General features: G+C 67.9%; 6 protein-coding genes. 3 read left to right on the plus strand and 3 right to left on the minus strand.

The window, feature by feature from the left end:
• Positions 1-8,613, minus strand: a complete 8,613-nt coding sequence (locus F0344_RS03785; RefSeq protein ID WP_258049647.1) for a golvesin C-terminal-like domain-containing protein — start codon at positions 8,611-8,613, stop codon at positions 1-3.
• 365 nt (positions 8,614-8,978) lie between these two features.
• Here F0344_RS03785 and F0344_RS03790 point away from each other — a divergent pair, with 365 nt between their 5' ends.
• On the plus strand, positions 8,979-9,521 hold the full coding sequence (locus F0344_RS03790) for an MmpS family transport accessory protein (RefSeq protein WP_258049648.1): 543 nt from the start codon (positions 8,979-8,981) through the stop codon (positions 9,519-9,521).
• A gap of 22 nt (positions 9,522-9,543) precedes the next feature.
• On the opposite strand, the gene F0344_RS03795 is transcribed toward F0344_RS03790, so the two are convergent.
• Entirely contained in the window at positions 9,544-12,243 is a 2,700-nt protein-coding gene (locus F0344_RS03795; protein ID WP_185297408.1) for a SpoIIE family protein phosphatase/ATP-binding protein, read from the minus strand.
• A 277-nt stretch (positions 12,244-12,520) separates the two neighbouring features.
• Between F0344_RS03795 and F0344_RS03800 the strand changes: the two genes are divergently transcribed.
• Positions 12,521-13,609, plus strand: a complete 1,089-nt coding sequence (locus tag F0344_RS03800; RefSeq protein WP_185302501.1) for a magnesium and cobalt transport protein CorA — start codon at positions 12,521-12,523, stop codon at positions 13,607-13,609.
• 9 nt (positions 13,610-13,618) lie between these two features.
• Here the strand turns inward: F0344_RS03800 and F0344_RS03805 are convergent, their stop codons facing one another.
• Positions 13,619-14,611, minus strand: coding sequence for an aldo/keto reductase (locus F0344_RS03805; protein WP_185297409.1), 993 nt, complete (start codon positions 14,609-14,611; stop codon positions 13,619-13,621).
• Positions 14,612-14,737: 126 nt separating this feature from the next.
• Between F0344_RS03805 and F0344_RS03810 the strand changes: the two genes are divergently transcribed.
• Positions 14,738-15,628, plus strand: coding sequence for a LysR family transcriptional regulator (locus tag F0344_RS03810; RefSeq protein WP_185297410.1), 891 nt, complete (start codon positions 14,738-14,740; stop codon positions 15,626-15,628).
• Positions 15,629-15,693 lie beyond the last annotated feature (65 nt).

A 15,693-nucleotide genomic window follows, 5' to 3' on the forward strand; every position in this document is an offset into this window, starting at 1 on the left:
CTACCACCCTCCGATGGTGAAGGCCGTGGTGCCCTTCACGTCATACTCCTGGGCCATGCCGACCACATGGAGGTGGGCCATATCGTACTGCTTCAAGGAGACAGGCCCGGCGTGCACATCCTTCCTCGGGACGGATTCGGTGCCGTTGCCCCAGTTGTAGCGCTTGTACACCGAAAGCTGCGCGACCATGACGACGTCACCGTTTCCATTCACGGTCTCGCGCCCTTCGACGCGGTACTGGAATCCGTTCAGCGCGTAGTACCAGTCGAGGCTGTCCTTCTCGTCGGTGCGGGTCGATACCCACCCACTGTCGAAGGAACTGTCTCCCTTGTATTCCTTCAGCGTCTTCCCCAGGTGCTCACGGAATCCGGGGAGGTCCTGGAGCATTTGCGCGGGGTCCACGTGGTAGTCCTCGCCCGAGTTCTGCATGTAGTGCATGAGCAGGTTGTACGCGTTCCCGAATCCCTTGTGCGCGAGACCCGACATGACGAGGGTGTTGACCTTCCACCACGTCTTGCGGTCCGTGGAGTTGGCTTCGTCCGTGTCGTAGGCCCGGTAGTCCGAGGCCGGCGGGACCGGCTTCCCGTTGGACTCGTAGTAGTCCGGGGAGACGGTGCCACCGCTGTCGCGCACGATGTTCTCGTAGTTGTTTCCGTAGCCGGTGACCTTCGTGCCGCCTTCGCATGTGTACATGCCGGAGGCGCACTCCTCAAGCTGGTGCCCGTCGAGTTCGATACGGCTGACGGGGTTGCCTCCGGTGAAGGCGTAGCGGTTGTTGGTGAACGGGTCCATACCGAGGCCCATGTCCGCGAGGGCGCCGTTGAACATGTCCCGGCTGGTGAAGCGGTTGAGGCCCGGGTCGTACGCGCGGAAACCCATGTCGTACGTTCCCGACGAGGCGTCCCACCGCTTGGCGTTGTAGCGGTAGGGGTTGTGCTCCTCCTTGGTCGGGTCTGCGGCATCGGGCTTGTCGATACCGGTGAACTCCGATGTGTCGTTCGCGCCGTAGGCCGTGTAGCCGTAGGTGGACTCGGTGTCGCCGGTGGCGCCGGTCAGGGTTTCGACGTCGGTGTGGCTGTTGTAGCCGTAGTACCCGTCCTCCGTCGTACCGTCCGCGTTCTGCTTGACCTGGGAGAGGCGTTCGCCCCACGGGCTGTACTGGTAGGACTTGGTCATTTCACCGGCGACCTCTTCACCCAGAACCTCTTCGGACATGCCGAGGTAGGTGAAGTCGGTGGTCTTGCCGTCGGCGGTCTTCGACGCGGTGCGGTCCAGCGGGTCGAAGGTGTACTTCGTCGACTTGAGCACGCCCGTGTCGTCCATCTTCTGCGACTCCACGACGTGGTCGAATCCGTCGTACACGCTCCGCGAGACGACCTGACCGCCCGAGGTGATCGACTCCTGGCGGCCGAAGGGGTCATAGGTGTAACTGCCGCTGACTCCGGACGTCGAGGACGTCAGCAGCCGGTTGCGGTCGTAGGTGAACGTCGTCGGCGTGCCCTTGACGCTCTGGCTGATGACGTTGGCGTTGTCGTCGTGGACGTACGTCTCCGTCCCGGCACCGTTACCGGTCTTGACCGACGAGGCGAGCCGGTCGGCCGGGTCGTAGGTGTACGCCGTGGTGGATTCGAGGTACGCCGCGTGGTTGTCGGCGTTCATCTTCTTCGCGACGTCCTGCGTCTTGCTGCCGTTCGCGTCGTAGGCGTAGGTGTGCGAGGAGACAAGGGTTCCGTTGGCCTTCTTCTCCACCGTCGACTTGACCGGTCCGTCGAGGAAGTAGGTGTAGTCGACGGTGTTCTTGTTGGCCTTGGTCTCCCGGAGCTTCACTCCGCGGTCGGTGTAGGTGTACGACGACACCTTCGGCGCCGTGTCCGTCGCCGTCTTGCCGACCGACACCGTCTTGACCAGCTGGCGCAGATCGTAGGTGTAGGTGGAGAACTGGTCGGGATGGGTGACCGTCTCCGGCTGCCCGTTGGCATCGTAGGTGTACGACGTCGCCTTCGTCTCCTGGCCCGCCAGCGCCTCCGTGGACTTCTGGACCTGGTTGAGGCCCGTGTACGTGAGGGTGTAGGCGTCGACCTTCGCGCCGGACGAGGTGTCGTCGATCGACGTCAGATTGCCGTTGACGTCGTAGACGTAGGTGAAGTTCCGCTTCTCCGCGTCCGTGTCGCCGCTGGTGTCACGCACCAGTTTGACCGCGTCCGCGACCACGGTGCCGCCGCTGTTCTGTTCCAGTTTCAGCTTGGCGTCGTTGCCCTGCTTCAGGGTGTACGCGCCGAGGCTCACCCACGTCCCCGGGGCCAGGTTCTGGTCCTTGGTGACCGGCGGCTGGACGTTGCTGCCCTGGGTGAGGGTGTACTTCGCCGTCGTCGCCGCACCTGTGACCTGCGGGTACTTCACGTACGCCGTGTACGTGCCGTCCTTGGGAACGTTGAGCGTCCAGTTGAACGAGTCGGTACCCGCACCGGCCGCGTGCGTCCGGTGGTCGTAGCCCTGCTGACCGGTCGCGCTGGCCTTCGCCCACGTGCCCACGGCCGAGGTGTTCTGGTCGTCGGAGTTGTCGGCCAGGATCACCGACTTACCTACCGGCACGCCGTCGTCCGACTTGGCCTTCAGTGACCCGTCCGGGTAGTACGCCCACGACATCGTGCGGTCGGATGACCCGCCGGCCGAGGTGAGCGTCCTGGCCTTCTGCTGCCCGAGCTCGGTGTAGTCGTACGTCGTCGCGATGTCCCAAGGGTCCGTGGACTTCCGTGCGAGACCGTTGTCGAAGTACTCGTACGTGGTGTCGTTGCGGACGGTCTGGCCCGCCGACGGAGGCAGCGAGGTCTTCGCCACCCGGCCCACGGCGTCGTACGCGGTCTGCGTGTAGACGTCCGCCTTGTTGTAGCGGGTGTCGGCGGGGTCGTACGGCTGGAACTGCTTGACCGGACGGTTCATCACGTCGTACTCGGTCCGTGCGGTGAAGTCGTCCTCGGCGGCCGTGGCCACACCGCGCGGAGTGATCACCTTGGTGGCGTTGCCGACCTGGTCGTACTCGAACTTCGAGGTCCGGTACGTCGGCGCGGCTGCCGTGCCTCCGTGCGGGGTCTGGACCTGGGTCCGCTTGCCCCGCGCGTCGTAGGTGACCTTGGTGGTGGCGCCTTCCTGATCGGTGGCCTCGATGATCCGGGAGTCGAGGTCGTACTTCGTGGAGGTGGTCCTGCCCGCCGCGTCCGTGGCCGTCGTGGCCCGGTGGTTCAGGTCGTAGGCGGTCTTGGAGGTGTAGTCGTCCGGGTCGGCCGTGGCGTTCTTCTTCGGGTCGACGACCTTGGTGACGTTGCCGACGTTGTCGTAGGTGTAGGAGATCTTGTCCTGCGCGGAGTTCACGACGTCGGTAGTCTGGTAGATCACGTCATAGACGTTGGTGGTGGTGAAGGAACCCGCCACCGCGCCGGTCACGTTGCCCTTGGGCTCGGTGGTCGTCTTGAGGTTGCCGACCTTGTCGTACGTGTAGGTCGACTTCCGCGGGACGGTGTTGTTGTTGGCCGGTGTCGTCGCCGCGACGATCTGGTCCGCCGGGTCGTACGTGGCGGTGGAGACCGCGCCGTTCGGCTGGGTGGATGTCGTCACGTTGTCGTTCGCGTCGTAGACCGGCGCCGGCGTCGTGATCAGGGCTCCCGCGTCCTGGTCCTTCGGCACGGTGCTGACCAGCGGACGGCCGTACGTGTCGTACGTCTGCGTGGTCTTCTTGCCCAGCGCGTCCGTGACCTGGGTGACCTGGCCCCGCGCGTCGTACACGAAGTCCGTCGACTTGCCCAGGGCGTCGGTGATCTTCGCCGGGAACCCGGCCGGCCCGAACTCGCTGTTCGTCGTCGGATTGCCGTTGGCGTCCGTCGCCGCGGTCATCTGGCCGTGGACGTCGTACGCGTACGACGTGGTGTAGTCACCAGTCGTGACCGTCTCGGTGCCCTTGGGGTCGCTGACTGTCTTGAGGTTTCCGTAGACGTCGTATACGAACTGCCAGGCGTGGCCCAGCGGGGACGTCCTGCGCGACAGGTCCGCCGCGTATCCGTCCGGACGCGGCTGGTATGCGAACTTGGCGGAATTCGCCGGGTACACGTCCGGAGCGCACTCCGCGGCGCTCGGCACCCCGGCCTTGTTGTTCTCCGGGTCACGTTGCCACAGCGGATAGCCGGTCTTCTGGTCGTAGCAGTAGGCGGTCCTGGCGCCGTTGGCCTCTTCCAGATAGGTGACGTTGTTGTCCGCGTCCCACGCCATTCTGGTGGTCTGCGACTTGGCGTTGGTGGTCCGTACCGCACGGCCGAAATCGTCCGTCACGTAGTCGGTGACGTGCGCCTCGGCGTCCTTGACCGCGGTGGCGGTGAACTTCGTGTTCGTGGCGTCCGGGGTGTACGTGAAGCCGGTGGCACCGTTCAGACGGTCGGTGATCGTCTGCGTCCACCAGTGGTACTTCGGGTCGTCGCCCTCCCTGGGGAAGTAATACGCAAGGTCGGTCGCGTTGCCGCGCGGGTCGGTCGCCCGCACCAGCTTGACGTTCTTGGTGCCCTGCGTGGCGTCGTAGGTGAACGCGAATACCTTGGGCTGGCCGGAACCGAGACCGTCGGTGATCTGCCCGAGGAGACCCTTGTCGGTGTAACGGAATGAGACCGTACGGCCGGAGACGTCGGTGACCGACTTGATGTGGTCGTAGATCTTCGAGTTGGTCAGGTTCGTACCGGTGGCGACCACGCCACTGTCATTGACGTACTCGTACGACGCGTCACCCTTGGTGAAGTAGTTCACCGTCAGCGACTGCCGGCCCACCGGGTCGGTGATGTACTTGAGGAACTTGGTGGGCTTGTTGTTGGACTTGCGTTCCTCGTATGTGTACGTCTGGGTGTTGCCGTTCTTGTCGACGGTCGACGTCATGTAGCCGTCGCAGCCGAAGAAGAACCGCGTGCCGTCCGGACGGGTCATCGTCCAGGCGTCGGGGATCGGGTCCTTCAGCGGGGTGCAGTCGAGGTCGGGCTTGGCGGCCAGTTTGTAGTGCACACCGGCCGGGGCCTTCCAGGTGCCGTCGGGCTGCTTGGCGAAGACGTGCGTGGTGCCGTCGCCGTCCGGGAGCCGGATTTCCCTCGGGTTGGGGTTGGGGTGGAAGTCCAGCGGCGCGCCGAGACGGATCGGACCGGCAGCCTGCATCGACCAGCCGTGCCCCGAGACCGTGTCGGAGGTGTCCAGGGAGTTGTAGGCCATACGGAAGAAGGTGTTCAGCCCACGCCCGGGGTTGGTGAAGGCGTTGTAGGACCACACTCCGTTGCCGGAGGCCAGGTTGTTCATCAGCGTGGAGCCGGCGCCGGTGTTCTTGCCGGTGTAGGAGTAGAACTTCTCCAGGCCGAGCTGGTTGGAGGTGGGGTCCTCCACGGCGACGTTCTGCTTCAGGCCGGCGATACCGGCCGTCCCGGAGACCCAGGTGCTGGTCGTCTTGTTGTAGACGTCCCAGGTCAGCGCGTAGTAGGTGCGCTTGTTGCCCGAGTCGGAGTTGATCGGGGTGTTGACCTGGGCCTGAAGGCTCACCGAATCGCCCGGTGCGACATCACGGGGCAGGGCGGTCTGGATCTGGTTGCCGCCGTTGGTCACGTCGGTGCCGTCCGGGAGGGCCCACGTGTAGGTGAGGACCTGGTCGGTGGCCTTCCATGTGGCCGTGGTGGTGTTCGTCAGGGTGAAATCGACCGTGTAGGTGGTGTTCGGCGTCATCCGGGCCGGGGTCTGCGGCGCGAAGTACGTCGAGGCCGTCGTCGAGTCGATGTACGTGACGACGATCTTGGGGTGGAGCTTGGGCTCGGCACCTTCGGAGGACAGGAACAGGGTGCGTTCCTGCTTCGCGGTCTCATCGGCCATCTTGATGGCGACGCCCTTCTGGGACGTCGGGGTGGTCACCCAGGACTGGGCGAGTGAGGTGACGTTCCAGTCGTGGCGGGCCGGGTCGTTGGTCTTGGACCCGTTGTCGGACACGACCGCGCCGACGTCACCGCCGGGGGCGGTCCAGCTGGTGGTCGCGTTCGACTTCACCCACGTCGCGGTCTCGTCGAAGTCCCGCGTCAGCGGACGCAGTTCGTAGACCGCTCCGGTGGTGTCCTGGCTGGTCTGGGTGCCCCACAGCCGTACCGTCGCGTCCAGGACACGGGCCGTGGCCGGGATGCCGAGGGCCGGGAACTTCAGCAGGGCGCGGGTGTCACCGTAGGTGAGGGAGTTGTTCCCGGCCGATATCCAGTTCTGCGGAACACCCTCGGTGAGGGTGTCATGGGGCAGGGAAGGCTCGGCGGACGACAGGGTGGTGTCGGCGGATGCCTCCAGCACCTTCGTGGTGCGGCCCGCCTTCGGAAGACGGACCAGCTGCGTCTGGGCGCTCAGGACCTGGCGGTCCTTCGTCTTCACCGCGACCATGTAGTAGTACGCGCGGCCGAACGGGTCCGCGTCATCCGCCTTGGTCGGAGTAGCCGTGGTATCGGTGAACGACGTGGTGCCCGGGGCGACCGGGGACACCATCGTCGCCGCCGACGGGGTGAACGACTGGTTGATCGAGCGGTGGACCTGGTACTCCACCAGGTCGTCATCCGTGCTCACCGCCGACGGGTCCGTGTACGCGGACCAGTTGAGTTCGGCTCCGGTGTCGTGGATCGTGGTCGGGGCAGCCAGGTCGACGCCCTGGCGGCCGTAGGTCAGGACCAGCTTGGGATAGTTCGCGTACTCACCCGCGTACCCGAACTCACTGCCCTCGTAACGCGGCCCGCCCTTGGGCCCGTTCGCCGATTCGTCACCGGCCTTGATCACGAAACCGTTGTTCGTGTTCGTACCGTCGATCCACGACTGCACGGTCTTCGTCACGGGGAAGGAGTGCCAGGTGTTGAGCTCACCGGGCTTCTTCGTGACCACACCCCCCTTGGTGAAACGCACCGAATCCGCCAGGACCGTGGTGGAGGTGGAGGCGGGCCCGTCACCCAGGACTACCTTGCCCAGGGTGCCCGCCTTGAACGGGTGCGTCCCCAGCGTCTTCCACACACCACCCGTACCGGCCTGCTGATTCACCGCGTACGTCTTGGAACCACCGCTGTAGGTCACGGTGTACGGGGCGTTGGTGGCACGGTCGACAGCCGGAACGTAATGCGCCTCGACCTGGTAGTCACCGTCCTCCGGCAGACTCGGCTGCCAGCTGTAGGAGTCCCCCGCGACACTGTCCTTGTTGTACAGGTAGTCCAGGTTCGTCGCGTACTGGGTGTACGCCGTGTTCCCCGACGCGGGCCAGGCGCCCACCGCCGCGGTACGCCCGGCGTCACCGTCATCGACCAGCACCGACGTACCCGACAGCTCACCCGTGTAGGTGCTGGCGTTGTTCCACGTCGCACCGGCCTCGGTCCACGGCTGCGTGGCCCGGTGCGCCTCCAGCTGCACCTCGGTGTCACCCGAGGTATGCGTCTGGTCGTAGTACAGCTTCAGATCCGCCGAATCCAGCTTCGTCCCCGCCGGAACCGTACCCAACGGGAAACGGATCAGCGCACGCGAAGAACCCGTGCTCGTGTTACCGACCGACAGACGCCAGTTGTCGTCGTAGTTCGACGCCGGACCGTCCGACGAGATCATCACGTCCTGCGCCGAGGACGGCGTCGGCGCGATCGTGATCGTCGGATCGATGGTGACCGGATACTGCCGCTCCTTCGCGGCCAGCCACTTCACATCCGGAACAACCGTCAGCTTCCAGCCCTTACCGGACTTGGTGAGCTTCTGCTCGACAGACCGGCTGTAACCCGTCCCATAGGCAGCCTTCACGTCCCTCTTCGCGTCCGTCATGAACGCCGGAGGAATCACCAGCACCGGATTCGGAGCGTCACCGTACAGCTTGACCGAGCCGTCCTTGCCCGCCTTCGGCGTCAGACCACCCGCGTCCAGGGTGAACGTGAACGACACCGGACCCGTGGGCGGCTCGGGCAGGACGATGTTCTCCTTCACCCGCCCCGCACCCACCACATACGACAGATCCGCGCCACCCACCGCGTTCTTGTACGTCACGGTGCTGCCCTCGGCCACCGGGGCGAGCTTTCCCGCACCCTCCAGGCCCAGCGTCACCGTGTGACCCCCGGCCTCGAACCGCAGCAGCCGGCCCGCATCCGTACCGAACCAGCTACGCGCCGCGTTCGTCGTGTTCTCCAGCACGAAACCCTTGGCACCGGTGGGCCTGACCGTCGGATCGATGTCCTTGAACGACTTCCCCGACCGGTACCCCGTCGGCGTCACCGACACCTCGGCCTGCACCCGGCCGTCCGACAATCGCCAGAACCGCTCGTTCGCCGTCCGCCGCCCCGTCAGCTCAGCAACACGCTTCGCCTTCGGAGCCGCCTTCCCGGCCGGCAACTTCTCCCGGCTCGGCAGCGTGGGACTCCCGCCGGTCGATGCATCCGCGGACGCGTTCCTGTCGCTCTCGTCGTCGGAGAACCAGCCCGTGAAAGCATCTGCAATTCCCTCGCCGCCATCATCCGAAACATCGGCCGCATAAGCGACCTGCGGCAACAGAGTGGAAGCGACCGCCGACACCACGAGACAGGCCACAGCCCGCCCGAATCTCACTTTCAACGCCATTCCCTTCATCGGCACGCCGGCGAGGGCCCCCCTGCCGGTCGCGCTGAATGCCGACCCCGATCACCTCGAATCCGGGCATGACAACCGGACCACCCTCCCGAGCACGGGAAAAGCGGCCTCGCCGGTCACGTATCGATCAAGGTCCGGGACTGTTTAACCGACAGCTCGAACCATGGTCAAGGGAATTCACAATTCGGGCATTCGGCTCCCTCGCGAGAAATTCGACGAGCATTACAGAGAGAGCCGAAGGACAGCGGGAAGAGAATCGTGGTGTCCATATTCGCCCGCTTCTTCCCTGTCCTGGCACACACGGATTCCGATGGTGTATAACCCAGGGCGAACTCGCTTCGACCGAAAGCGCGGCCATGCCCACAACGCAGGAACAAAACGAACCGGAACAGGCAGATCAGGCAGAACAGGCAGAACAGTCCTGCCCGTCCGACGGGCAGGAAGCCACCGGAAAGCCGTCCCGGAGCCCCGACCGCCGCGGCATCGCCGTCGCGGCCGCGCTGCTGCTCGCCTGTGGCGCGCTCATCACCTACGGGATCCTCGACACCGGCGACGACCGGGCCGACAAGGAATCCGCGGTGCCCACCGCCGCCGTGACCTACGAAGTACTCGGCGAAGGCACCGCGGACATCACCTACCGTGGAGACGGCGACGACGACCGCGCCGACACCGTGAAGAACGCCGAACTCCCCTGGAAGAAGACGGTCGACGTGCCCCTCGGCACCGCCCCCGTCATCAGCATCACCCTCGGCGAAAAGGGCGGCGAAGCCAGCTGCACACTCGCCGTCCGCGGCAAACACGTCCAGCGCTCCACCGCCTCGGGAGCCTACGGACGCAGCACCTGCACCACCGAACTCTCCGCACCGGAACCCTCGGCGCCCACCGAGGAAACCGGGTAGTGCGCCCGGCGGGGTCTCGGGCTCACGCCCCCCGGCGGATATGCGGCGGTGGAGGCGCCGCCGCCAGGCTCTGTTCCGTCCAGATGACCTTGCCGTCGCCGGTGTAGCGGGTCCCCCACCGGTCGGCGAACTGGGCGACGAGGAACAGGCCGCGGCCGCCCTCGTCCGTGGTGGCCGCCTGCCGCAGATGCGGCGAGGTGCTGCTGTGGTCGGAGACCTCGCAGATCAGCGAACGGTCGCGGATCAGCCGTACGCGGATGGGGCCGACCGCGTGGCGAATCGCGTTGGTGACCAGTTCGCTGAGGATCAGCTCGGTGGTGAAGGATTCCTCGGTCAGCCCCCACTCGGCCAGCTTGCGGGACACGTCGGCCCGTACGAGGGATACCGCCGCCGGATCCGACTGCACGTCCCAGTCGGCCACGTCCGCCGGATCGAGCCGGTGCGTACGGCCGACGAGCAGGGCGATGTCGTCGCGGGCGGGATGGCTCACCAGTGTGCGGACGACTGCCGAACAGGTGACCTCCGGCAGGTCGTCCGCGTGGTCGGCGAGGGTCCGGCGCAGCAGTTCCAGTCCTTCGTCGATGTCACGGCGGCGGTCCTCGACGAGCCCGTCCGTGTAGAGCACCAGCTCGCTGCCCTCGGGGAGTACGACGTCGAGGGTCTCGAAGGGCAGGCCGCCGAGCCCGAGCGGCGGACCGCCGGGCACGTCGGCGAGTTCGGCGGTGCCGTCCCGGTGGACGATCACCGGCTGGAGATGGCCTGCCCTGGCCATGGAGCAGCGTCCTGAGGCCGGATCGTAGATCGCGTACAGGCAGGTGGCTCCGGTGACCCCGGCCTCGCTCGGGTCCAACGCCTCGTCCTGGTCGATGCGGGCGACCAGTTCGTCCAGGTGCCAGAGGATCTCGCCGGGCGGGAGGTCCAGGGTGGAGAAGTTGTGGACCGCTGTGCGCAGCCGTCCCATGTTGGCGGCGGCGTGGAGTCCGTGGCCCACGACGTCGCCGACCACGAGTGCGACCCGGGCGCCGGGCAGCGGGATGATGTCGAACCAGTCGCCGCCGACGCCGCCGCGTCCGGCGTGCGCGGGCAGATAGCGGTAGGCGACGTCGAGGGCGTTCTGTTCGGGGAGGCCGTGCGGCAGCAGACTGCGCTGCAGGGTGACCGCCATGGTGTGCTCGCGCGAGTAGCGGCGGGCGTTGTCGATGCTGACGGCGGCGCGGGCCACCAGTTCCTCGGCGAGGGACAGGTCGTCCTCGTCGAAGGGTTCGGGGTTGGCCGAGCGCCAGAACAGTGCCACGCCCAGAACGGCGCCGCGGGCGCGCAGCGGTACCGCGATCTTGGAGTGGACGCCGTTCTCCACGAGCCTGCGGGCCCGTTCGGGGTTCTGCTCCTGCCACCCGGCGAAGTCCGCCAGGTCCGTTTCGAGGACGGCCTCTCCCCGGGCCAGCCCTGACCCCAGGGGGGTGGTGGGGACGAAGCGCATGGTGGAGCCGACAGGGTGCAGGCCCATGTTCTCCCGGTCCGCGCTGAGGGCCGTGCGCCGCATCTCTGTTCCCCCGCGGATGGCGGCCGGCTCCTCCCCCTGGAGCACGGCCTCGACGACGTCGACGGTGGCGAGGTCGGCGAAGCTGGCGGCGGCGAAGTTCGCGAGTTCCTCGCAGGTGCGCACCACGTCGAGGGTGGTGCCGATCTCCGCTCCGGCCTCGTAGAGCAGGTTCAGCCGTCCCCGCGCCACGTCGGCCCGGCCGGTCAGGGCGCGCAGTTCGGTGGTGTCCCGCAGGGTCGTCACGCTGCCGGGTGGTCCGCCGTTCCTGTCCGTCGACCGCTGGTTGACGGCGAGCAGCCGGTCGCCGACCGGGTGCAGTACGTCGGTCACGGTGCGGCCGGAGGCGAGCAGCTCCGTGGTGACCGGGTCGAGGCCCAGTTCGGCGACCGTGCGCCCGTCCACGTCGGGCGGCAGGCCGAGGAGCTTGCGCGCCTCGTCGTTGGCGAGCAGCAGCCGGCCGTCTCCGCCGACGATGACCACCCCCTCCCGTACCGCGTGCAGGACGGCGTCATGATGCTCGTACATCCGGGTCATCTCGGTGGGTCCGAGCCCGTGTGTCTGACGGCGCAGACGTCGGCTGACGAGCGCGGTGCCGCCCGTGGCGAGGACGAGGACGCCGGCTGCGGAGCCGAACAGCAGGGGGAACTGGCCCTCCACGACGCCGCTCACGCGATCGATGGTGATCCCCGCGGACACCAGTCCCACGACGGAGCCGTCCGGGCCGACGATCGGCACCACCGCCTGCACGAGTGGTCCGATCGTCCCGGTGATGCGCTCGACGACGATGCCGCCCCGCAGGGCGGGCTCGACGTTGCCGACGAACTTCTTGCCGATGCGGTCGGGCAGCGGGTGGGTGTAGCGGATGGCATCGGTGTTCAGTACGACGATGAAGTCGACCCCGGAGCGTTCCCGGGCCCTCTCTGCGGCCGGCTGGAGCACTGCGGTCGGGTCGGGGCTGTTCAGCGCCTCCGCGGTGCCCGGCGCGTTGGCGAAGGTCTCGGCCACAGCGACGGACCGGTTGCGGGCCTCCGTGTCGGAGTCGGCCCGGGACTGCAGCACGAGCGCGGCCACGGCGGCGGCGACCAGCAGCACCACGATCGCCACTTGCAGGAGAAAGACCTGACCGGCGACGGTACGCATTCTGAGAACCGAGCGCGGGCGGCCGTAGCGTCCGGCCATGCCTTCTTTCTACACCCTTCGCCTGCGCCGGGCGAGCCGCGCGGCTCCGCAGGGAGACGTCCCGTGGCGCACTGTGCCCGGTGAGGAGCGGCGCACCGGCCTCCGGCGCCGAACCAGGGCTCCAGGCGCGTCAACCGGTGGCACCGCGTAAGCGGTGCGTAAGCGGTGCGTAAGCGGTGCGTAAGCGGTGCGTAAGCGGTGCGGGCGACGGCCCGGGCCCGGCCGCTCCGGCTGGCCGGATGGCACACTGACGGCCCCGCGCGTGAAGGAGCCCGCAGTGCCGATCGTCCGCAGACTACGCCACGTGGTACGCCGCACCCGTCGGCCCGGAGTGGACCTCAGCCACCCCGCACGCTCGCCGCTGGGCAGCGCGGTGGTCAACTGCGTGCTGTACGAGGACGGTGTCCGGCACCCGGTCGCCTGCCCGGCGGACAAGGCGCTGCGCCAGGTCCGTCGCGGCGGACGGGGTTTCGTCTGGCTCGGTCTGCACGAGCCGTCCGCTGAGGAATTCGCCTGGGTGGCCGAGCTGTTCGGCCTGCACCCGCTCGCCGTCGAGGACGCGGTGACGGCCCACCAGCGGCCGAAGGTCGAGCGGTACGAGGAGACGCTGTTCGCCGTCTTCAAGACCTGCGGCTACGTCGAGCACGAGCGACTCACCGCCACCAGCGAGGTGGTGGACACCGGCGAGATCATGATCTTCACGGGTGCCGACTTCGTGATCACGGTGCGGCACGGCAGCCATGGCTCGCTCGGACCGCTCAGGGAGGCCCTGGAGGCGGACCCGGAGCAGTTGGCCAAGGGCCCCGCCGCCGTGCTGCACGCGATAGCCGACCATGTGGTCGACAACTACCTGCTGGTCGCCGACGCGGTGCAGCACGACATCGACGCGGTGGAGACGGCTGTCTTCAGCGAGGAGGCGGGCCGGGGCGACGCCGGGCGCATCTACCAGCTGAAGCGTGAGCTGATGGAGTTCAAGCGGGCGGTGGCGCCACTGAACCGACCGCTCCAGAACCTGGCGGACCGGCCGATGAAGCCGGTGGGCCCGGAGTTCCAGCCGTACTTCCGCGACGTCGCGGAGCATCTGGCCCGTACGGCGGACCAGATCGCCTCCTTCGACGCGCTGCTCGACTCGGTGCTCCAGGCCCATCTGGCGCAGGTGACCGTCGCCCAGAACGAGGACATGCGCAAGATCACGGCGTGGGCCGCAGTCATCGCCGTACCCACGATGGTCTGCGGGGTGTACGGCATGAACTTCGCGTACATGCCGGAGCTGCGGTGGACCTACGGCTATCCGTTCGTCGTCGGCCTCATGGCCACCGCCTGCTTCGTCATCCACCGCGGCTTCCGCCGCAACGGCTGGCTCTGACGGGACGCGTCAGCCGGCGGTGAGGATCTCCTCGATCCCGGCCAGCTCCTCGTCGCCGAACTCCAGGTTCGCCACGGCCCCCACACTGCTCTCCAGCTGCGCGACGCTGCTCGCGCCGACCACCGCTGAGGTGACCCGGCCGCCGCGCAGCACCCAGGCCAGGGCCAGCTGCGCCAGGGTCTGGCCGCGCTCCTTGGCCACCTGGTCGAGGGCGCCCAGTCGGCGCACCAGCTCCGGAGTGACCGCGTCCGGCGTCAGGAACGGACTGGCGCCCGCCGCCCTGGAGCCCTCCGGGATGCCGCGCAGATAGCGGTCGGAGAGGATGCCCTGCTCCAGCGGCGAGTAGGCGATGGACCCGGTGCCCAGCTCGTCCAGAACGCCCAGCAGCCCCTCCTCGGGGCGGCGGTCCAGCATCGAGTAGCGCGGCTGGTGGATGAGCAACGGGGTGCCGAGCTCTCCGAGGATGCGGGCGGCCTCGCGGGTCTGCTCGGGCGAGTAGTTGGAGATACCGGCGTACAGCGCCTTGCCCTGGCGCACCGCGGTGTCGAGCGCGCCCATCGTCTCTTCGAGCGGGGTCTCGGGGTCGGGCCGGTGGGAGTAGAAGATGTCGACGTAGTCGAGGCCGAGCCGGGTCAGGCTCTGGTCCAGCGAGGAGCGCAGGTACTTCCGCGATCCCCACTCGCCGTACGGTCCGTCCCACATGCCGTAGCCGGCCTTGGTCGAGATGACGATCTCGTCCCGGAGGTGCGCGAAGTCCGTCTTCAGGGCGCGGCCCATGGTGATCTCGGCGGAGCCGGGCGGCGGCCCGTAGTTGTTGGCGAGGTCGAAGTGGGTGATGCCGAGGTCGAACGCCCTGCGCAGGATGCGGCCCTGGTCCTCCGGGTTCCGGTCGCCGCCGAAGTTGTGCCAGAGCCCGACGGACAGCGCGGGGAGCAGCAGCCCGCTGCGTCCCGTTCGCCGGTAGGGCATGGCGGAGTAGCGGTCGGCCGACGGGAGGTACATACACGGGCTCCACGGGAGAGTTCCTGGGTACGCGCCGGGCTCGGTGCGCGCACCCAGGCTCGCGCAGAACGATCCAGCAGTCCAACAGGAGATTCCGGTCGGATTCATCGCCTACATTTCTCAATCATGGAACTGCGTCAGCTGGAGCACTTCGTCGCCGTCGCCGAGGAGCAGCACTTCACCCGTGCCGCCGAGCGCCTCGCCGTGTCCCAGTCGGGGCTGTCCGCGTCCGTGCGGGCGCTGGAACAGGAGCTGCGGACCCCGTTGTTCAGCCGTACGACGCGTTCGGTCCGGCTGACCGAGGCGGGGCGGGCCCTTCTCGTGGAGGCGGAACGGACTCTGGCGGGGGCGCGGGCGGCGAAGGACGCCGTCGATGCCGTGCGGGGGCTGCTGCGCGGCACTCTGACCGTGGGGGTCGAGCAGTGCGTGGCGGGAGTCAGTCCCGCGCAGCTCCTCGCGGCGTTCCACCGGGCCCATCCGCACATGGAACTCCGGCTCCGTCAGGAGGGCACGTCCAGTCTCCTCGACGGGGTGGCGGGTGGACGACTCGACATCGCCTTCGCGGCCACGGTCAGCGCGCTGGAGTGGCGCGGCCGGCTGATGCCGCTGGCCAGGGAGCCGATGGTCGTCCTGTGCGCCCCGGGCCACCGCTTCGCCCGGGAGTCGTCGGTGGCGTGGACGGATCTGGCCGGGGAGTCGTTCATCGACTTTCATCCGGACTGGGGCCCCCGCCGGGCCGCGGACGAGGCGTTCGCGGCCGTCGGGGTGCGGCGCACGGTGGCCCTTGAGGTGAGCGACGTGCACAGCCTGCTGGAGCTGGTCCACGAGAAGCTGGGCATCGCGGTGGTGCCGCAGCACTTCGCCCGCAAGCCCGAGGCCGGGCGGCTGGTGGCGGTGGAACCGCGGGGCCCGCACCGGCCGGTGTACGAGAGCGTGGTGGTGCTCCCGCCGGCCCTGGCCATGAGTCCCGGTGCGCGGGCCCTGATGAGCCTGGTCGGCACGGACGGCAGGTGCTGAACGCGCGGGCGTCGAGGGCGCCGGTGCTGGACGCGGCGGCGCGGGGACGCGCCTGACGACTCCGG

The sequence above is a fragment of the Streptomyces finlayi genome (assembly GCF_014216315.1).
Lineage (GTDB): Bacteria > Actinomycetota > Actinomycetes > Streptomycetales > Streptomycetaceae > Streptomyces > Streptomyces finlayi_A.

Coding starts and splice junctions, on each gene's coding strand:
- F0344_RS03785 (WP_258049647.1), bottom strand. CDS start 8,613: ATGGCGTTGAAAGTGAGATTCGGGCGGGCTGTGGCCTGTCTCGTGGTG.
- F0344_RS03790 (WP_258049648.1), top strand. CDS start 8,979: ATGCCCACAACGCAGGAACAAAACGAACCGGAACAGGCAGATCAGGCA.
- F0344_RS03795 (WP_185297408.1), bottom strand. CDS start 12,243: ATGGCCGGACGCTACGGCCGCCCGCGCTCGGTTCTCAGAATGCGTACC.
- F0344_RS03805 (WP_185297409.1), bottom strand. CDS start 14,611: ATGTACCTCCCGTCGGCCGACCGCTACTCCGCCATGCCCTACCGGCGA.
- F0344_RS03810 (WP_185297410.1), top strand. CDS start 14,738: ATGGAACTGCGTCAGCTGGAGCACTTCGTCGCCGTCGCCGAGGAGCAG.